Genomic DNA, 20799 nt, shown 5'->3' on the forward strand with positions numbered 1-20799 from the left:
ATTGCTTCAAAAAGTGTACTAAAGTTTATTTAATTTATTTTTATAAAATATTAGTAATATTTAGTTAATATTGTTTCTTATTTTTTGCATTGCGTTTAGAATGGTTTCTAATTTTCTTTTTTTAGTACTATTAAAATCGCATGTTTGAGATTAGAAAAAGCATGCTCTTACGGAGCATGCTTTTTTTAAATCAGTTTATTAATATTCCATTTGTTGTGTGCTTTTATAAGAGAGGATGTTCTCTCTATTGCTTTTTTAGAACATGCTGGATTGTTTTGGTTTTGATATGACTATAATTTTTCTGCTAGTTTATTTCGTCGTATTCTTAAAGGATTTGCAATTCCTTGAATGAATGCAGGATCTTGTGTCGCAAGATAAGAACTGCCGATAAAATATCTTGATGCAGCGGCATCATTTTTTCCTCTGTAAAGTATCCAAGCGACCGTTATGCCAGCGTAATCATTTCTGGCTAATTCTAAAACAGGTGTGCCATGATTTGAGTTTTTAGTTACCATATACCAAGCTGGTACTTTTTTGATAAACCTATATTGCCACTTAAGGCCTTGTAGAATTGGTGGAACGATTAAATTTATTTCGCCAGTTAAAATCAAAGTTGGTACGTTAACACCTACACCTGTGGCATTAAAACTTGCTTGCAGTGGAAAAGATCCTACTATTCTAATTTCTGGATCAATGGTCTGTAAAGTCTTAGGCGGAACTGCTGTGATTAGTATTGCGCTTCCGCCACCAGCAGAATGTCCTGATACCAATATTCTTGATAAATCAACTTTATTGTATAGTGGCGATTCGGGATTCCTATTTTGATCGACAATTTCCGTAAGTCCAGTAACTTGAAGTGATGGACTAAAATTTATAAAGTTGTTAGTGTTTACTACGATAAAGCCATAGCTTGTCCATAGGTTAATTATTGCATCGTAATTGGCAGCGTTAGAAAGTAATCCGCCTACGAAGTTTATGACGGGGACTTTTCCTAAAGATTCAATATTAGAAGGGTAAAACACTTCGGTGACACGTCTATCCGCAAATCCATATGGAAATGCGTCATTGCAACGAACATTAGGATCCACGATTTTGAGTGATCCTAATATGTTTTGTATGGATCCGGCAAACCCCTTACAATTCTGTCTCGTGGCATTTATTGTAGATACGGAATAGGGGCCTAGTTTGTTGTATTCAGCATTAGCCAAGCCAAAAGCGGGCTGACTTTTAATGACGGGGGAAATAAGTTTAAGAATTTGTTCTGTAAAGTTGATTTTAAACAAATCGGCAATTCCGACTGCTTGTGTTTCGTCATTCAAGGCTTCATCAACAGTAGCGTTTTCAGCTTCTAGAAGGCTTTCTTTTTTCTCACATGAGGAAAGAATGACTAGCAGTAATAATAAAATTGGACTTAGATTTTTCATAATTAGTGAGTTTTAATGGGTTAATTAATTTTATTATAAATATAAATAATGTTTAATAATAGATATATTTTAATTTTTATTGAAATTATTTTTCGCAAATAAGTCTAAATGTGCGATTTGCTAGCTTTTGCTATGTCTGTTTGTAACAATGGATGGTATATGTTGCTCTCATAAGAAGTTGATTGCTAAAAAAATAAATTCTAAAACAGTGTTTTGTACTCATTGAAGGTGTTTTTTTTAACTTTTCTATTTTTGGTTGATTGCACGTATTTAATTTTAATTGAGGGTACTTGCGTGGAAATATGATAATTTTGTATTCAGTGAAAGCTATTGTTGGCATTTCTTTCATATAAAAATGCAATTAGTGAATGGAGAAAGTGATTTAATATCTGTGAGTTTATTTAATGATACATACCGTACGATCGGTCAAACGTATGAAGGTATATTTAGGGATAAGGGGAGTAAATTTATGGCCTACGCTTATCAGTTCGAGGAAGAATCGCAATTGAAAGAGATTATTGCAGAATTAAAGCTTTTGCATCCAAAGGCACGACATCACTGTTATGCGTACCGTCTTACGCCAGATCGTTCGGTCTTTCGTATAAACGATGATGGAGAGCCATCTGGTACTGCCGGTAGGCCAATTCTTAATGTGTTGTTATCGTCAGATTTAACTAATGTATTAGTAGTTGTAGTTCGTTATTTTGGTGGTACGCTGTTGGGGGTTCCTGGTTTAATCAATGCGTACAAGAGTGCTACGCAAATAGCTTTAGAAGAAGCGGAAATTTTAGAGAAGACTCAGGATGATGTATACGAAGTGCAATTTCCGTACTTGCAAATGAATGATATTATGCGTATTATTAAAGAAGAGAATGCTACGATCTTAGAACAAGAGTTTGATAATGACTGCCTAATTCGAATTGCAATTCGCAAGATGCAGGTAAATGCTATTGTCAGTCGATTGGAAAAAGTGGAACAAATTAAACTTCGATACTTGAAAACCGTATGATTAATGATTCTGAGCTAATACTGAACCAAGATGGAAGCGTTTACCATCTTAATTTACTTCCAGAAGATATTGCCGACACGATCATCTTTGTAGGTGATCAAGAGCGAGTGCCATTGGTGTCGCAGCACTTTGATCGCATCGAAATTAAGAAAGGAAAGCGTGAATTTATCACGCATACCGGTTATTTACGTGGCAAACGTATCTCGGTGGTTTCCACAGGTATTGGTACGGATAATATTGATATTGTTATCAATGAGATTGATGCCCTTTTTAATGTAGACTTGCAGACTAAGATGCTCAATCCAGAAATCAGATCCGTAGATATCATACGCATCGGCACCAGTGGATCTATGAATCCTAATGTGGCTACGGATCAGATAATTGTGAGTGAGTTTGCTGTTGGGTTCGATTCGCTCATGCAGTTTTACAAAAAACAGTATACTGAAGAAGAAGTGGGGATACGTGATATTATTACCAATGCATTTTCGGAATTTGGTGTTAAGCCATACGTAGGCAAAGCCAATGAAAGTTTAGTGGAACGATATGCATATGATCTGTATAAAGGAATTACGGTAACTGCGCCCGGATTCTATGGTCCGCAAGGTCGCAAAGTACGTACCCAAGAGGCGGCGCCGCGGTTTATTGAAGTGGCTGGGAGTCTGGATTTAGCTGGCCGGCATATTACTAACTTAGAAATGGAAACTGCTGGAATTTATGCACTGTCTAATATGTTTGGCCATCGCGCAATTTCCATCAACGCTATAGTAGCTAGTCGTGTGGATGCGCGATTTAGCGAGCAACCACAAGCTGTAATACAACGCGCAATACTCTTGGTGTTGGATCGTTTTTAAAAAAATATCCGCCAATGGTCGAGCGATTAATTAAGCTTGATCAATGCGGTCAAAGAAAGTGGGTTTTCTCAACTCCAATGCGATCGCTTTTGATACAGAAGCTTTAAAGAATCGTTCAAAGAATGATTTACGTGTTTTGGTTACCAAGATAATATCTGGATTGCTTTTCTCAATCAGGCTATTTACTACCTCCGGGACCGTATCCAAATCGACATCACTTTTGGAAATAGGCGCACATTCAATAGTCACTTCTTTGATGATATTCATTTCCCGAATGTTGAAAGCCCATGATTGCAAATGCTCCTGCATATTATCAATGTCACTTTCTTCGCGATACACATGTGTCAACGAAAGTTTTTCTGGCTCTCCCATGATACTGATAAACGCACGTAACGTTTCCAACTCTTCTGCTTTGAATTTAGTCAATAAGCTGATGTGACTAATATCAAAAGCGGCATATCTTTCTGGTACCGCTACGACCGGGACTGGCGATTGCGCAGTGATCGCTACAGTAGTACTGCCATAATAGATTGATTTTTTTGCAGATGCACCTGTTGCACCCATGACAATCAACACGTAGTAATCTTTACCAGCTTCCTTGGGCAATTTTTCATCAATCAATCCTCTTTCACATACTGAAGTAATTACCAGTTCGGGGTACGAAGTGGTCAGTTTCACTTGCAGTTCCTGCATCAAAATATCTGCTTTCAGTAAAGAATTATCCTCGGAGAAAGGTTCTTGATCTGATTCAGTGGCAAAGTTGGCCGTGTTACTAGTGTAGTAATGTAATAGATGCAAATTGTAGCCCTTTTGTTTTGCAAGTTGACAGGCATATTGCACAGCGGTGAGAGAGTTGGGGGAGAAATCTGTCGGAGCCAGAATAGTGTTTCGCATAGTGTAGCTGATCGTCGTGTGTTTTGTTTGGTTAAATATAGCGAATATATTTGATTTGTTATCCAAAACCTAAGCGTTTAGCGCCGTTTACTCAGCAAATTTAAGTAAATTTGCAATTCAAATTATAGGCACATTTTTAATGACTAGTAGAGAAATTCGCGAAGCATTTTTAAACTTTTTTCAAGAAAAAGGACACCAAATTGTACCATCGGCACCTGTTGTCGTCAAAAATGATCCCACATTGATGTTTACCAATGCCGGTATGAATCAATTTAAGGACTTATTTTTAGGAGAACGTGCAGCCAGCTATTCTCGTGCTACCGATACGCAGCGCTGTTTGCGTGTGTCTGGTAAGCACAATGACTTAGAAGAAGTAGGTATTGATACCTATCATCATACATTATTTGAAATGCTGGGCAATTGGTCTTTCGGAGATTATTTCAAGAAAGAGGCTATTGGATGGGCTTGGGAGTTGCTAACAGAAGTTTACAAACTGGATGTTGATCGCTTGTATGTAACCATCTTTGAAGGTGACGAGCACGACGGTTTGTCGAAGGATATGGAAGCGTACGATTTTTGGAAAGCTTTCATTGCAGAAGATCGTATTCTATTAGGCAATAAAAAAGACAATTTCTGGGAAATGGGTGATACGGGTCCTTGTGGTCCTTGTTCTGAAATCCACTATGATATGCGTCCAGATGCCGAACGCGCAGCGGTAAGTGGTGCTGATTTGGTGAATCAAGATGATCCTCAAGTTATTGAAATTTGGAATCTCGTATTCATGCAGTTCAACCGACTGAAATCTGGCGCGTTAGAATCACTGCCTGCACAACATGTGGATACCGGAATGGGATTTGAGCGTTTGGTGCGTGCCATTCAAGGAAAAGTATCGAATTACGATACCGATGTTTTTCAGCCATTAATCTCATTTACTTCCCAACGATCTGGAATCCCTTATGGCCAAGACGAGCAAACCGATATCGCCATGCGCGTATTGGCGGATCACGTACGGGCGGTCAGTTTTACCATAGCAGATGGACAGTTGCCATCAAATAACAAAGCCGGCTATGTGATCCGTCGGATTTTACGTCGCGCCGTGCGTTATGCGTATACTTTCTTAGGATTCAAAGAACCTTTCCTCAACGAGTTGGTGCCGATTTTGGCACAGCAATTCAAAGGCGTATTTGATGTCTTGGGCGATCAGGAAAGCTTCGTGCAAAAAGTGGTGTTGGAAGAAGAATTATCTTTCTTACGTACATTGACCACCGGAATACAGCGCTTTGAAAGCTACGATACTTCGGCAAAACAGATCGACGGCGATTTTGCTTTTGAACTGTTTGATACTTTTGGTTTTCCAATTGACTTAACCGAGTTATTAGCACGCGAAAAAGGCCTTACGGTAGATATGGAAGGTTTTCAAACCGCCTTAAATCGCCAAAAAGAGCGTTCGAGAGCAGCAACAACCTTAGATTTATCTGATTGGACAGTTTTGCAAGATGAGGTGCAAACCGAATTTGTCGGCTACGATACGTTAACTGCTAGTTCCCAAATCGTAAAATACCGGAAGGTAACAGCCAAAGGCAAAGATCAATACCAGTTAATTTTGGACATTACGCCTTTCTATCCCGAAGGAGGCGGCCAAGTCGGCGATGTGGGTACGTTGATTAATACGACGACACAAGAAAAAATACAGATCGTCTCGACGAAGAAAGAAAATGCGCTGATTGTGCACTTTGTGGATCAATTGCCTGCTTCTTTGGAAGGAGAGTTCGTAGCAACAGTGGATGCCGAAAAACGTGCTGACTCAGAAGCTAATCATTCCGCGACACACTTATTGCATGCTGCATTGAGGGATGTTCTGGGGACACATGTGCAGCAAAAAGGTTCATTGGTATCACCTGAAGTGTTGCGTTTTGATATTACGCACTTCTCTAAAGTGACCGACGATGAAATCAAGCAGGTAGAAGATATAGTCAACACCAAAATTCGCGCAAATATTGCGTTGAAAGAAGAGCGCAACACACCATACCAAGAAGCTATTGCATCAGGTGTAACGGCTTTGTTTGGTGAGAAATACGGCGATTATGTGCGCGTCATTACGTTTGATGATCATTTCTCGAAGGAGTTGTGTGGTGGTACACACGTTTCAGCCACCGGTAAGATTGGTTTCTTCAAGATTGTTAGTGAGTCTGCTGTAGCAGCTGGCGTACGTCGTATCGAAGCGGTGACAGGCAGTCGTTCTGCGGCATTGATCCGCGAACAGTTTGAGGTGGTGAATAACATGAAAGAATTGTTGCATAATCCGAAAGATTTTGTTGGCGCTTTGGCGAAGATGATCGAGGAGAATGGTGCATTGAAGAAAGAAGTGCAACAAGCCATTAACGATCGTTCACTGGCTTTGAAAACAGAATTGCTGAATAAGGTAGAAGCAGTAGGCGATGCGCAATATCTGGCTGCTCGCGTGGATATTCCAAACGCGGATGCGGTGAAAGGTTTAGCTTACGCGCTGCGTGATGCAGTGCCAAATTTGTTTTTAGTGTTGGCTACGGTGATGGACGATAAACCTTTCTTGTTGGTCATGATTGCCGATGATCTGGCGAAGGCCAAAGGTTGGAATGCTGGAGCTATCATTCGTGAATTGGCCAAAGAGGTACAAGGTGGTGGCGGCGGTCAGCCGTTTTTTGCCACAGCGGGAGGTAAAGATGTAAATGGAATTGACCGTGCTTTGGAGCGCGCTCGTGAATTTGTGGTGTAATATGAAAATAATCAAAATCTGCTATCAGTTAGGAATCGCTGCTTTGTCTTTTGTAGCCTTGCAAGCTTGCGATTCTAAGGAAAATATTGCAATATCGGGTACAATTGAAAATCCGGGCAATGTAAAAGTAGTTTCTTTCTTCGAAGGCGAACGTAAGTTAGACTCTGTGTTTATCGCCGATGGCAATCGTTTTCGTTTCGAACGTGGCAGTACACAACCACGCTTGCTAACTCTGGTAGTTGGTAATAACAGATATCCTATTATATTAGAACCGGGACAGCCGGTCAAGTTTGAGACCGATCTACAACAGCCAGAGCAGTACCAACTGTCTGGATCTGAACTTTCGGAAACAATGAAGGCATTTGCGCCAGCTAAAAATCGAATTGAGTTTGTGCAGGATTCGCTTCAAAAGGTGTTTTCCAAAGCAACGATCGATAAATCTTCCGAGCAGATTCAGAATCTGCGGAGCGAGATGTTGCAAGCTTTTGAACCGCACATGAGACTTTACATACAGCAAGCAGTCGCTTTTGCGAATGAACATCCCAATCTGGCGGGATTCTATGCCATGAGCACTTTGGAGCCGGAAACGGCAGAGGTGGAATTGATCGCCTACGGCGATCAAATTAAAGATCAGTTTGCTGATAATCGTTATGTGACCGAATTCAAAGCGGAAGTTGATAAGCTACGCGCTTTGGCTATCGGACAAGAAGCGCCTTATTTTGAGGCTTATACACCACAAAACAAATTAGTAAAGCTCACAGATTTTAAAGGAAAATATACTTTGGTCGACTTTTGGGCTTCTTGGTGTATGCCGTGTCGGGAAGAAAATCCAAATATTGTAAAGCAATACGCCGCATTTAAAGACAAAGGGTTTGAGGTGTTGGGCGTATCGTTGGATGATAACCCTGGATCGTGGATGCGCGCCATGGAAGATGATGGTTTGACTTGGACTAACATCTCGGATTTGAAAGCTTGGAGCTCGCATCTGATTATTGATTATCGCATCCGCGCGATTCCAACTTCATACTTGCTAGATCCCTCGGGTAAGATCATTGCGAAGAACTTGAGAGGTAAGGCGCTTGAAGATTTTCTTAAGAAAACCTTAAATTAATATTGATGGGATGTTATTATATCTTTCACGGGTTAACAATATCATAACATTTGTGTAACTTTAGCTTACCATTAAGTACATACTTTAGTAGAAAAAATGAGTATGAGTAACCCCAAACCGAAAATATTAGTTGTAGATGATGAGCAAGATATTGTAGACATCATATCGTATAACCTCAGCAAAGAAGGCTTTCAGGTATCCACTGCCAACAACGGTAAAGAAGCTATCCGAGTGGCCAAAGAAGTCAATCCAGATCTAATCATTCTGGATGTGATGATGCCTGAAATGGATGGGATAGAAGCTTGTAGACTCATGCGATCGATGCCCGAATTCAAAAACACCTTTGTCATATTTCTTACTGCACGTAGTGAAGAGTATTCGGAGATTGCTGGGTTCCATGTAGGTGCCGATGATTACATTGCTAAACCAATCAAACCTCGCGCGCTAATTAGTCGTATCAACGCTATTCTGCGCCGCAATGCCAATGATACTGGTGACGATCAGACCGATAAATTGGAGATCATGGATTTGGTGATCGATAGAGATTCCTTTTTAGTTTTCAGAGGTGATGAGAAATTTGTATTGGCAAAGAAGGAGTTTGAACTTTTATACTTACTAGCTTCTAAGCCTAACAAGGTATTTACACGTGAACAAATATTGAAAGCGATTTGGGAAGATTCGGTCGTTGTGACAAACCGGACCATTGATGTACACATTCGTAAATTACGGGAGAAAATTGGTGAGCTATATGTGACCACGGTAAAGGGAGTCGGTTACAAGTTCGAACTAAACTAATACGTTTTAGTATTTCTTAGATATTATGCAGATCGCCTGCTACTGATAAGTAGCAGGCGATCTGCTTTTGACCTATTCGAAAAAAGGCAGAACGTGATTGAGGATTGTGTACTATAATTGATATATTCGAACGGATTTTAACACTTTTAGGAATAAAAATTAAATTATACGAGTTTTATATATGTGCGGAATAGTTGGTTATACAGGAGGCAAACAAGCTTACCCCATTCTAATTGATGGTCTAAAAAAATTAGAGTACCGAGGTTATGATAGTGCTGGCGTTGCCTTGTTGCAGGATCGCGGCGTCACGGTATTTAAGAAAGAGGGAAAGGTCGCGAAATTAGAAGCGCATGTAGGCGTGAGCGATGTGGCTTCGCATACCGGTATCGGACATACCCGCTGGGCCACACACGGCGAGCCTTGTGATCGTAATGCGCATCCGCATTTGTCACGATCGGGTCGTATTGCTATGATTCACAATGGTATTATAGAGAATTACGCGCAACTCAAAACGGAGTTACTAAAGGAAGGTTACGTTTTTCATAGCGATACCGATTCGGAAGTACTATTAAACTTTATCGAAGATATCCAGATCAAGAATGAGTGTTCGCTGGAAGAAGCCATTCGTATCGCTTTGAAACGTGTAACAGGTGCATACGTCATCTTATTAATTGATCAGGCCTATCCCGATACGATTATCGCTGCGCGTAAAGGTAGCCCATTGGTGATTGGTATCGGTCAGAACGAGCATTTCTTAGGTTCTGATGCGTCGCCGATGTTGGCTTACACCAAAGAGGTCGTATATATCAATGATTACGAATTAGCCATTGTGAAGCCCGATGAACTGATCTTAAAAAACTTAGGCAATGAGATCATCACCCCATATGTTCAGAAGTTAGATATGGAGTTGGCGGCCATCGAAAAGAATGGCTACGATCACTTCATGCTCAAAGAGATTTTTGAACAACCGCAGACGATTTTTGATTCGCTTCGCGGACGCATGGACGCCCAGAAGAATCAAATCACCTTGAGTGGTATTGATGCGATTGCGGACAAGATTATGGCGGCACGCCGTATCATTATCGTAGCTTGTGGAACGAGTTGGCATTCGGCATTAGTAGCAGAGTACGTGATCGAAGAATTGTGTCGTATCAACGTAGAGGTCGAATATGCATCTGAATTCCGATACCGAAACCCAATAATATCCAGCGAAGATGTGATCATTGCGATCTCGCAAAGCGGCGAGACGGCAGATACCTTGGTAGCTTTGGAAAATGCCAAGGAGCAAGGTGCTACTATCTACGGATTGGTGAACGTGGTAGGTTCTTCTATCGCGCGTATATCTAATGCTGGATCATACACGCATGCTGGGCCAGAAATTGGCGTAGCGAGTACCAAAGCTTATACGGCACAATTAGCCGTTTTGCAGTTGATCGCGCTGAAAATTGCCAAATTGAAAGGAACGATCGACGATCAGAAATTCACCTATTTCATCCAACAATTGGATGCCGTTCCGGAGAAAGTACAGTGGATATTAGACAATCAAGTCGAAGAGATCCAGCGCATCGCGAAGAAATACAGCGATGCCAACGATGTATTGTACTTAGGTCGTGGGTACAATTTCCCAACGGCGTTAGAAGGCGCATTGAAGTTGAAGGAAATCTCTTACATTCACGCTGAAGGCTATCCAGCCGCAGAGATGAAACACGGACCTATTGCTTTGGTAGATGAAACATTGCCCGTGATTTTCGTCGCTACAAAAGATAGTTACCACGAGAAAATCGTGAGCAACATACAAGAGATTAAAGCCCGAAAAGGAAAAATTATTGCGATAGTCAGTGAGGGAGATAATAGAGTAGAAGAATTGGCAGACGATATTATGGTAGTACCTAATTGTGATGAAATTATTGCGCCTTTATTGGCGGCTATTCCGTTGCAGTTATTGGCCTATTATATTGGAGTAGAGCGCGGATTGGATGTAGATCAACCACGTAATCTTGCCAAATCAGTGACCGTCGAATAAGCGCTTATGGCCTATATAAACAAGAGACCACTTCGTTCTTTGGGTTACGATTTCGTGCCAAAAGAATACTTGCCCGCAGGGCAAGATGAATATTACCTGCGATTTCAACAAAATCCTGTTGCTTCCGATCAATTTCGTCACATCACAACGGAAGAAATTGATCAATTGATCGCGCATGGCAATGAATCGTCCAACTGGAACGATGTACTGGTTAGTAAAGCTGGGTTTATTCCCGATCAGATTCGTCATTCCAAATTCCATGGATTGGTGCGCATTGGTAAAATGGACGAAATCTATGTAGAATACCGTGATTTGCGCTTAGCATCTGGGATCTATCATTCGCAGATCATCAGTTCAGATATTGGCGATTATTGTGCTATTCATCACGTGCGCTATATGGCGCACTATATTGTGGGTAAGGAAGTCATCCTCACGAATATTGATGAGATGGAAACCAGTTCTAATGCAAAATTTGGAAATGGCGTGCTCAAAGATGGTGATGATCCCGAAAGTCGCATCTATCTGGAATTGTGTAATGAGAATGGTGGCCGTTCGGTATTGCCATTTAATGGCATGCAAGCCGGTGATGTTTACCTCTGGACGCGCCATCGCGAAGATGCCGACTTTCAACGTCGTTTGCACGAAATTACCGATTTGCAGTTTTCATCCAAACGCGGTTATTACAGCATGATCGGAGAGCGGACGGTGATCAAGAATTGTCATACCATCAAAAACGTACAGATAGGATCCGATGCCTACATCAAAGGGGTTAATAAAATTAAGAACGTTACGGTCAACTCGATCTCTTCTGCCTATACGCAGATCGGCGAAGGTTGTGAGCTGGTGAATGGCATAGTAGGCTATGGCTGTCGTATCTTTTATGGTGTAAAAGCAGTCCGGTTTATCCTGTCTTCCTTCTCGCAATTGAAATACGGCGCACGATTGATTAACTCCTTTCTAGGCGATAATTCGACGATATCGTGTTGTGAAGTACTGAATTCCTTGTTGTTCCCAGCGCACGAACAACATCATAATAACTCTTTTCTCTGTGCATCCTTGATTATGGGGCAGAGCAATATGGCCGCTGGTGCGACGGTTGGATCGAATCATAATTCTCGCGCAGCAGATGGTGAGCTGATGGCGGGACGAGGCTTCTGGCCAGGCTTGTGTGTGAGTTTGAAGCACAATTCGCGTTTTGCATCTTATTCGCTGATCGTCAAAGGAGATTTTCTCCACGAACTGGATATTCGAATTCCATTTTCACTCATCAGCAATGATGTACACCAGGATCGGCTGGTCATCATCCCAGGCTATTGGTTTATGTACAATATGTACGCGCTGATGCGCAATACCAGCAAATTCACTGCTCGGGATAATCGCAAGCTGAAAAATCAACATTTCGAATACGATGTGATCGCGCCAGACACCGTTAATGAGATGTTTAATACCTTCTCGGAGATCGAAAATGCGGTCAGTTTATTAGGCGACGAAGCGCTACGCGCGTTGAAAGATCCAGCAGCGGATTTTCAGTATGAAGTATTGCTAACGAATGTAGAAAACTCCCGTCGGAAAGTTGTATTGAAGAAGCCGAAAGAAGTATATCATCTCTTTCAGCGTTTGATCCGGTATTACGCGGCTACACAAATATTGTCCTTTATCGAAACCAATACTTTGGAAGATTTCTGGCAATTGCTGCAAAGTGAACCGCTACAACGCAAGGCTTTTACAAACGTAGGAAGTCAGCTCATACCAGATCAAGATTTACAATCGTTGATTTCTGATATAAAAACGGGTGCGCTCAATTCTTGGTTAGAAATTCATCAACGCTATCACCAGTTGAGTAGCACATACCTAACTGAAAAGCTATTGCATAGTATCGCTTCTTTGCAAGAACTAAGTGCTTTGTCTGCTGCAACATGGGATGCCTTGTTTGTACAACAATTAATGGAAGAATCGCTAGAAACAAAGCGTTGGATTCGTGGTGAAATTGAACGGACAAGAGCCAAAGATTATGAAAGTGACTTCCGTAAAATGCTGTATAATTCAGACGAAGAAATGGAAGCAGTGGTTGGCAAATTGTCTGACAACAGTTTTATCCTTTCACAGAATAAGGAGATGGTAGAATTTGAATCTCGTATTAAGAACTTACTTGATGTACTTGCTTCAGCGGTATAGCCACGAAGTATGACCATCTTTGTTGGTGGCAAGTTATTCGAAACAACCCCTCCGTTTCTTTCAAGAAACGGAGGGGTTGTTTATTAAGCAGATACCAAGCTTACAGCGCCGTCGCTGTAAAACCAGCTTTCTGTACCGCGGAAAGTACTTCATCCGCCGTAGCGCCGGCGCTCTGCACCGTCAGGATTTTGTCGGGGTTGTTCGTGTCTACTTCCCATTGTTGGATACCCAATACATCTTCCAAAAAGGGAGTTACTGCTTTGATGCAGCTGCCGCAATTGATGCTGGTTTTAAATCTCAATACGTTATTTTCCATGATGTTATTTGTATTAAATGATATGCTTGTTTGATTTTAATTATGCAATCGTGCTGCCTACACTCCGCCATTTAAGGCGTAAACTATTCGATACGACTGACACACTACTCAGCGCCATGGCCGCACTGGCAATCATCGGACTCAATAAGAATCCAAAGCTAGGGTACAAAATGCCTGCCGCAATCGGAATGCCTACCAAATTGTAGATAAAGGCCCAGAAAAGATTTTGTCGGATTGTTCTGACCGTCAATTGTGATAACCGAATGGCGACTGGGACTTTCTGTAAATCCGATGAAACGATGGTCATTTTGGCCACATCCATCGCGATATCACTTCCTTTGCCCATCGCGATGCTCACGTCGGCCTGTGCCAATGCCGCACTATCGTTGATGCCATCACCGACCATGCCTACTACATTGCCTTCGTCTTGTAGCTTTTTGATGTACTGACTTTTGTCTTCTGGTAGCATCTCTGATTCGAAATATTGAATACCTGCCTGCCGCGCAATCGCCGCTGCTGTAGCTTCGTTATCACCCGTCAACATATACGTTTTAATCCCCATTTTGCGCAGCTCTGTAATAGCGTCAGGAGTTGTCTCCTTAATAGGATCAGCGACAGCTAACAAGGCCAATACCTGTTGCTCGCTCGCAAACCAGATAACGGTCCGACCAGATTGCGCGTATTCTGCCGATTTTTCGAATAATATATCAGATAGCGATACATCTCGACTGATCATGAGCTTTTGATTTCCTACCAAGTACGATTTGCCTTCATACGTTGCCACAATACCTTTTCCAGTAATGCTTTCAAAATTATCCAGCGCCATTTGAGGTGATTCTGGCCACGCATTTACGATCGCTTCAGCTAGTGGATGCTCCGACAGATGTTCCATGGCTACGAGCACCTGTTGATGGATTTTATTTTCCTCCAACCAATATTGATCGGTTACCTGTGGGCGACCCATAGTGAGCGTACCTGTTTTGTCAAATACGAGTACATTCAAATCTTTAGCTCGTTCAATACTTTCAGCATCCTTGATCAGAATACCAGCCGATGCGGCACGACCAACACCTACCATAATGGCTGTCGGTGTGGCCAAGCCCAATGCGCATGGACAAGCGATCACTAGCACCGTCACAAATGCCATAATGCCCTGTGTAAGCCAGTGCTCGCCACTAAAAATAAACCAGCTCAACATACTGAGTAAGGCGATGGTAATGACAATTGGCACAAAAATACCTGCAATTTTATCCACTAATTTTTGCACAGGAGCTTTACTTCCTTGCGCACTGCGTACCATCGCAATAATCTGTGCTAGCACGGTATCTTCGCCTACTTTTTGTGCGCGAAATTGAAAACTACCACGCTGATTGACCGTGCCTGCGTACACAGATTCGCCATTGTTTTTCAGTACGGGAATAGATTCTCCGCTGAGCATACTTTCGTCTACATAAGATTCACCTTGCTCCACGAGTCCATCAACTGGAATCTTTTCGCCCGGGCGTACGAGCAATAGGTTATTGAGTACCACATCTGCGATCTTGATCTCCTGCTGCGCGCCTTGGTCATCGAGTCGAATCACAGTCTTGGGTTGCATACCCATCAATTTGTTGATCGCGTCCGAAGTATGACTTTTAGCACGTGCTTCCAACAATTTCCCTAGCAATACAAAAGCGATGATGACGGCCGCTGCCTCAAAATAAATGTGTGCTTCTAGACCACTTCGTAGCCAAAACTCTGGAAATAATAAGGTGAATACGCTGAAAATGTATGCCGTTCCGGTACTTAATGCCACCAGTGTATCCATATTTACCGCACGATGTTTGGCCTGTTTCCAAGCGTGTACAAAGAAATCGCTACCCACCCAGAATACCAATGGCGTCGTAAAAGCAAACATGATCCAGTTGGCGTAAGGTGCATGCATGAAGAACATACCATATACGAATACGGGCAATGCTAGTAATAATGCAAAGAAAGTTTTTCGTTTTAATTTGCTGTATTGCTCTTGCTGTATGGCGTCTTTTTTCTCCTCGCGCGATGCTGCAGGTTCTAAAAGAAGATCAAATCCGATAGATCTTACCACCTTTTGGAGGTCTTGTTCTTGGATCATATTAGGGAGATATTCTACCTGTGCACTGGTATTGGCAAAATTGACGCTCGCTTGCAGCACGCCTGGTTGCGCCAGCATCATGCTTTGAATGCTGCTAGCGCAAGATGCACAGCTCATATCGAGCACAGGGATCTCTTGTTTTTGCGTTTGAGGAGCGTAGCCTTGTTGTTGTAATAAGGAAACAATGCGCACTAAAAGATTTCGATCAGTACTATCGATTATCAGATTCCCTTTATCCAACGTTATTGATGGTACAATTTCGGCCTGCGCAAATGCGTGCTTTATATTTTTTTCATCCGTTTGGTTAAGGTGTTTTTTAGCCAAAGGAATAATGGTTGTTGATGGGTTATTCTCGCTCATGGTGTAAACCAATATTGGTAATGCTTACACAAAGATCGTTACGATGAGGTCAGTAAAGTTTACGTTTTGTTACTTTTTACTTGTAAGATTTCACAGCATCCAGCGGCATTCTGGTGTTTTCGGTGGATTGTTTAAATTGGGAGGGCGATAGGCCAGTTACTTTTTTGAATTGATTGCTCAAATAGGCCACGCTGGAATAATGCATTTGATCCGCAATTTGCGAGAGTGTGAGTTCATCATACTGCAATAGCTCTTTGACGCGTTCGATCTTTTGCGCTATGAAGAATTTCTCGATCGTAGTGGCTTCGACTTCTGAAAACCAAGCCGACAAATGGGCATAATCCTGATGCAGCTCTTTTTCTAGCCAAGTAGAAAGGTTGAGCTTCTGCCCGAGATCTTTTTGATATATCAGATCGATAATAGCGGTTTTTATACGTTCTACAGTTTGCAGGCGCTTGTTATCAATCAGTTCGAAACCCAACATATCTAATTCTTTTCTAATGGTTTCCAGTAAGTCGGGTGAAATGCTTGCCGATGTCGTTACTTCGCCTAATGCAATATGTGAAATGGGTAAAGCCCATTTATTCATCTGCTCTTCTACGACCATGATGCAGCGATTGCATACCATATTTTTAATATAAAGTGTCGTATCCATTGTTCAGATCTTGATCTATACGAAAGTAGGAAAAGCCCATGGCATTATGCATGGGCTTTTCTCAATTTGCTGTCAAAATTAATACTGCGGTGACTCAGGTTCATCTGTGTGATGCGTTGGTTCTGTTGGATTGCTCGGCTCGGAAGGTGCGGATGATGTCGGTTCTTCTTTAGGGGAGTCGGTTCGTTCGACTACGATTTTACATTCCGTCAGGATCGCTGCCAAAGCGCCAACTGCGGCAAATATCGGAGCCAAAACAATTCCTACTACACCGATGGTCACCGGAAAGCTGATGATCTCTTTGTTGTTCTTATCAGCAATAGAGATTTTGCGTACATTACCTTCTGCAATCAGATCTTTGATCTTTTTTAATAGATTCTCACCGTTGATGCTAAATGTTTCTTTGAAAGACATAGTCGTATTTTTTTAAATGGTTGACTTATTTGTTATAATCAAAAGTAGCAGTACTGCTTTATGTTTGATAGTTCTTTTAGGTGAATGGCTGCGGATTGTCGGTAAAAACTCCCTGAATGTCGGTTTATGTTTAGCAGTTCATGATAAATAATTTAATACTTTTTAGCATTTTGGCACGATCTAAGTATCTAAATTAGTACAAAGTGATTTAATACAAACTAATATGAAAAAACAAAGGATATGGCCTTTAGCATTTCTAATCATCGGAACGATGCTTTTCAGTGCTTGTGGAGTCAAAAAAAAGGTGCATCAGGCGCTTGAAGCCGAGCACCGTGCGCTTGGGGAACGCTATCAACAAAGTCAAGTGGAGCTAGCAGAATCGCGCGCTCGTGTAAAAAGCTTGGAAGATCAATTGGAATCAGAGCGTCGTAATAATGCTTCGTTGAAAGAAGCATTAGCCAGATTGCAGGGAACGTTGGATAACAGTATTAACCAAAATACACAAGGAAATGTTAACATTTCGAAATTGGTTGATGAGATTAATGCCTCTAACCGGTACATTCAGCATTTGGTGAATACCAAAAATAAGAGCGACTCGCTTAATATGGTATTGACTAATAATTTGACGCGCTCATTGAGCAGAGAAGAATTGAAGGATGTGGATGTGCAGGTGCTGAAAGGTGTTGTCTACATTTCACTAGCCGACAATATGCTATATCGCTCGGGCAGTTATGAGATTTCTGATCAGGCAGGAGCAACATTGAGCAAGATTGCCAAAATCATTCAGGACTACAGAGAGTATGATGTTCTGATTGAAGGTAATACCGATCCAGATCCGATTACGCAGAAAAATATCCGCAATAACTGGGATCTAAGTACCTTGCGTGCATCATCTGTCGTGCAAGCTTTGCAAAATACCTATGGTGTAGATCCTAAACGCATGACGGCTGGTGGTCGTGGTGAGTACAACCCAATCGCCGACAATGCTACCGCACAAGGTAAAGCGCGCAATCGTCGTACGCAGATTATCATTACGCCAAAACTGGATCAGTTTATGGAGCTAATCGATAAAGCGCCAGCAACAGATAGTACAGAAGTGCAATAAGATAAATCTTGTAACCGTATAAAACCCATCTTCACGCAAAACGCGCATGAAGATGGGTTTTTTGTTATCCAGATAGGTATTCCTATTTTTGCAGGATGAAGGACAAGATTGAACAATTTTTGGCTGACGAACAGGTCAACACACAAATCTACAATACGACGTACCAACAGCTCGCTCATTTGCAGCTCAATAGCCAACTCACGCATATTCTTACTACCGCCGCTTTATTGATTGCCATGGCCATCGTACTATTTATGGTGGATTACTTGGTGCGCCACATTATTATAGGAGTTTTCTCCAAGATTATGCGACGCTCGCAACAGAATGCGCACGAACGACTGGTTCAAAACAAGTTTTTTTCTAATCTGAGTTTATTGATTCTATTGATCATTACTCAGGCTTTCTTGCCTTTAGTGTTTCGCGGATTTCCTGCCACACTTTCTTTTTTAGAAGCTTCGCTAAATCTCCTTATTGCCTTTGTGACATTACGATTAATCAATTCGGTGTTCAAAACTGGACGCGATTTGTTTAAAGATAAACCCGGTTTTGTAGACAAGCCTTTGGATAGCTATTTACAAGTATTGCAGATTGTGCTTTACTTCATCGGTGGAACGATCTTATTCACCGTCATTACAGGAAAGTCACCCGGCGATTTCCTGATTTCGATGGGAGCTGCTTCTGCTATTTTGATGTTGGTATTTAAGGATACGATTCTGGGTTTCGTTGCTAGCATTCAGGTTTCTGCCAATGATTCGGTACGGGTAGGGGATTGGATCGAGATGAAAAAATACAATGCCGATGGTGATGTCTTGCAGATCAATCTCAACAATATCCGGATTCGAAATTTCGACCGTACGATTGTGACGATACCTACGCATACGTTGCTCACCGAGTCATTCACCAATTATCGTGGGATGCAGCAATCGGGTGGTCGACGTATCAAACGCTCGGTAAATGTTAAGATCTCATCCATTCATTATGTAAGCGATGCAGAAATTGCGCAGTTAAGACAGATTCGTTTATTGCAAGATTTTATTGATCAACGATTGGGGGAGATTCAAGCTTACAATGATGAGTTTTTACCAGATGAAAGTATGCCGGTCAACGGCCGTAGAATGACAAACATTGGACTGTTTCGTGCCTATCTTTCTGCTTATGCGAAAGCACATCCACGTATTCAGCAAAGTTCGATGGTGATGGTTCGTCAACTTGCACCTACAGAGCATGGTCTTCCTTTGGAGTTGTACATGTTTACGGATGGCACCAGTTGGGCTTTTTATGAAGAAGCGCTAGCGGATATCTTTGACCACCTATTTGCTGCAATCAAATTCTTTGATTTAGAGGTCTTTGAAGCACCAGCGTCCGATGATCTCCGTCAATTGAAACAATCTTTTACTAAAGACATGCTTTCCAATTAAAGAGCACATCGCATTCGTCGTCGGATAATAACTTAGATACCTAGCTCGACTTGAAATGTGCCGCCCCAAGTTCCCTTGCGGTTGCTGTTGTTGAACACGCCATCGCGAAAGAGATAGGAAGCATTTGCCTGAAATTTCAATCGGTGTGCTTTGAAGTATTTGGTCAAACCAAGTTCAATCACTTCGGTTTGTGATTCGACGGCTTGAATATCGCGATGCGGTTTTACATACGTATAGCGGCTGGCAATCTCATAACCATGATGCAGCAAGTAGGATAGTTGCTGATTGACACCCCAACCTTTGTAAGCGTGAACGGCTTGCAAAGGATCGCTTTCTAAGAAGTTAAGTGGGTTATCGACATCGCGACGCATGTATTCTGCCATATACGCCCAACCAGTATATTTAAATATCATATCGGCATAACTGGTTTTTAATGTCATCGGGTTGACTACCATTTTTCCTGTTTGTCCACCAGAACGCGTGGTGCGATCGTTGTAGCTATATCCAGCAGCAAGGGACAATTTTGGTGTTGGTTCACGTTCTAAGTCCCCTTCGGAATAGTCGCCATCATTGGTGAAATCTCCTAATGGCAAAAACTCTACTCGACCGGTATAGGCCAAGCCATCGTCAGTCGTCACGGCCACGCGTCCTTCTCCGGTCGAAACCGCAAACTTGGCGTGTACCGGCATATTGTTAATCTGCTTGTTAAGGTGCATCGTGAGGTTAAAATCACGATCAATATTAAAGGCTGAGTTGACTAGCGAACGCTCGGCGAACTGTAGTTGACCCGATGAATTTACCCTTTGGCGGTTTCCGGGCAGCTTGTTTTGGCCGAAGGAAACGTAGAAATCGTCTGTGAAATTATAGAACATCACGGCGTCACGTACGATGTTGGGCACTCCAGTATCATCAAAATCTTGGTCTCCTCGTGTAAATGCGAGCTGTACACTGTATGATATTTTTGGCGTATAGATGTAGCCATCCATCCGCAATCGTAACCTGCGCACGCGCGCTTCCCATTCATTATTGCTCTGCTCATCCAATACGTTGGTATAACGCAATCTGTTTTGCATCCGAAAACGGAAGTTGGTATAAAACAAACTGTCCGGACTCATGAACTGGATTCCCTTGAAGTTTCCTAGCGTTGCACGGTCATCTCGCTCTTGCGCGTGTACTGATGGTTGTACCAGTAAATTGGTGAGAAAAAGAATAAAGAGAGAAAAGAGGCGAAGTTTTCGCCCGTAAGAAGAGGTCGCTTGATACCACATAATTTTCACTAATAGAAGCTGCTAGCCTTTGTAAGCAAAGCGGTACAAAACTACAGCTAAATTTTTAATATAGTACCGAATGCCTGTCTTTTAACGTGATAATAATGAAGATATCC

At 41.9% G+C, this 20799-nt stretch carries 16 protein-coding genes; 9 read left to right on the forward strand and 7 right to left on the reverse strand.

Translation table 11 applies throughout. The annotated features are described in order from the left end of the window. Positions 1-290: 290 nt before the first annotated feature. Entirely contained in the window at positions 291-1424 is a 1134-nt protein-coding gene (locus DC487_RS02735) for a poly(ethylene terephthalate) hydrolase family protein (protein WP_116774408.1), read from the reverse strand. A 355-nt stretch (positions 1425-1779) separates the two neighbouring features. Between DC487_RS02735 and DC487_RS02740 the strand changes: the two genes are divergently transcribed. Together DC487_RS02740 and DC487_RS02745 are read left to right on the forward strand one after the other, a co-directional pair. Further along, positions 1780-2433, forward strand: coding sequence for an IMPACT family protein (locus DC487_RS02740; protein WP_207774298.1), 654 nt, complete (start codon positions 1780-1782; stop codon positions 2431-2433). After that, on the forward strand, positions 2430-3284 hold the full coding sequence (locus DC487_RS02745; RefSeq protein WP_116774409.1) for a nucleoside phosphorylase: 855 nt from the start codon (positions 2430-2432) through the stop codon (positions 3282-3284). Before DC487_RS02740 ends, DC487_RS02745 begins: the two co-directional genes overlap by 4 nt. Before the next feature lie 30 nt (positions 3285-3314). On the opposite strand, the gene DC487_RS02750 is transcribed toward DC487_RS02745, so the two are convergent. Continuing rightward, a complete protein-coding gene (locus tag DC487_RS02750; RefSeq protein WP_133228337.1) occupies positions 3315-4178 on the reverse strand; it encodes a universal stress protein in 864 nt (287 codons plus the stop codon). A 139-nt stretch (positions 4179-4317) separates the two neighbouring features. Here DC487_RS02750 and alaS point away from each other — a divergent pair, with 139 nt between their 5' ends. From alaS to DC487_RS02775, 5 genes are all read left to right on the forward strand, one after another. Then, the gene (gene alaS, locus DC487_RS02755; RefSeq protein ID WP_116774411.1) at positions 4318-6933 is read left to right on the forward strand and encodes an alanine--tRNA ligase; all 2616 of its coding nucleotides are present in this window, start codon (positions 4318-4320) and stop codon (positions 6931-6933) included. A 1-nt stretch (position 6934) separates the two neighbouring features. Then, positions 6935-8044 carry a TlpA family protein disulfide reductase gene (locus tag DC487_RS02760; RefSeq protein WP_116774412.1) on the forward strand — a complete coding sequence of 370 codons (1110 nt, stop codon included), beginning with the start codon at positions 6935-6937 and terminating at the stop codon, positions 8042-8044. Positions 8045-8146: 102 nt separating this feature from the next. Beyond that, positions 8147-8839 (forward strand): response regulator transcription factor, encoded by a 693-nt coding sequence (locus DC487_RS02765; protein ID WP_116775016.1) that lies wholly within the window; start codon positions 8147-8149, stop codon positions 8837-8839. Between the two features lie 181 nt (positions 8840-9020). Beyond that, the gene (gene glmS / locus DC487_RS02770; RefSeq protein WP_116774413.1) at positions 9021-10862 is read left to right on the forward strand and encodes a glutamine--fructose-6-phosphate transaminase (isomerizing); all 1842 of its coding nucleotides are present in this window, start codon (positions 9021-9023) and stop codon (positions 10860-10862) included. A gap of 6 nt (positions 10863-10868) precedes the next feature. Next, entirely contained in the window at positions 10869-13037 is a 2169-nt protein-coding gene (locus DC487_RS02775) for a DUF4954 family protein (protein ID WP_116774414.1), read from the forward strand. Positions 13038-13137: 100 nt separating this feature from the next. On the opposite strand, the gene DC487_RS02780 is transcribed toward DC487_RS02775, so the two are convergent. From DC487_RS02780 to DC487_RS02795, 4 genes are all read right to left on the reverse strand, one after another. Next, positions 13138-13353, reverse strand: a complete 216-nt coding sequence (locus DC487_RS02780) for a heavy-metal-associated domain-containing protein (RefSeq protein WP_116774415.1) — start codon at positions 13351-13353, stop codon at positions 13138-13140. A gap of 40 nt (positions 13354-13393) precedes the next feature. Continuing rightward, positions 13394-15823 carry a heavy metal translocating P-type ATPase gene (locus tag DC487_RS02785; RefSeq protein ID WP_116774416.1) on the reverse strand — a complete coding sequence of 810 codons (2430 nt, stop codon included), beginning with the start codon at positions 15821-15823 and terminating at the stop codon, positions 13394-13396. A gap of 76 nt (positions 15824-15899) precedes the next feature. Beyond that, positions 15900-16478 (reverse strand): helix-turn-helix domain-containing protein, encoded by a 579-nt coding sequence (locus DC487_RS02790; RefSeq protein WP_239016306.1) that lies wholly within the window; start codon positions 16476-16478, stop codon positions 15900-15902. Positions 16479-16556: 78 nt separating this feature from the next. Beyond that, positions 16557-16892: a DUF4342 domain-containing protein gene (locus tag DC487_RS02795; RefSeq protein ID WP_116774417.1), complete on the reverse strand. Its 336-nt coding sequence runs from the start codon at positions 16890-16892 to the stop codon at positions 16557-16559. A 223-nt stretch (positions 16893-17115) separates the two neighbouring features. Between DC487_RS02795 and DC487_RS02800 the strand changes: the two genes are divergently transcribed. Next, a complete protein-coding gene (locus DC487_RS02800; RefSeq protein WP_116774418.1) occupies positions 17116-17997 on the forward strand; it encodes an OmpA family protein in 882 nt (293 codons plus the stop codon). A gap of 95 nt (positions 17998-18092) precedes the next feature. Continuing rightward, positions 18093-19415 carry a mechanosensitive ion channel family protein gene (locus DC487_RS02805; protein ID WP_207774299.1) on the forward strand — a complete coding sequence of 441 codons (1323 nt, stop codon included), beginning with the start codon at positions 18093-18095 and terminating at the stop codon, positions 19413-19415. 32 nt (positions 19416-19447) lie between these two features. Here DC487_RS02805 and DC487_RS02810 read toward each other — a convergent pair whose 3' ends face one another. Further along, a complete protein-coding gene (locus tag DC487_RS02810; protein ID WP_116774419.1) occupies positions 19448-20683 on the reverse strand; it encodes a porin in 1236 nt (411 codons plus the stop codon). Positions 20684-20799 lie beyond the last annotated feature (116 nt).

This window comes from Sphingobacterium corticibacter, from assembly GCF_003076635.1.
In the GTDB taxonomy this organism is placed as follows: Bacteria; Bacteroidota; Bacteroidia; order Sphingobacteriales; family Sphingobacteriaceae; genus Sphingobacterium; species Sphingobacterium corticibacter.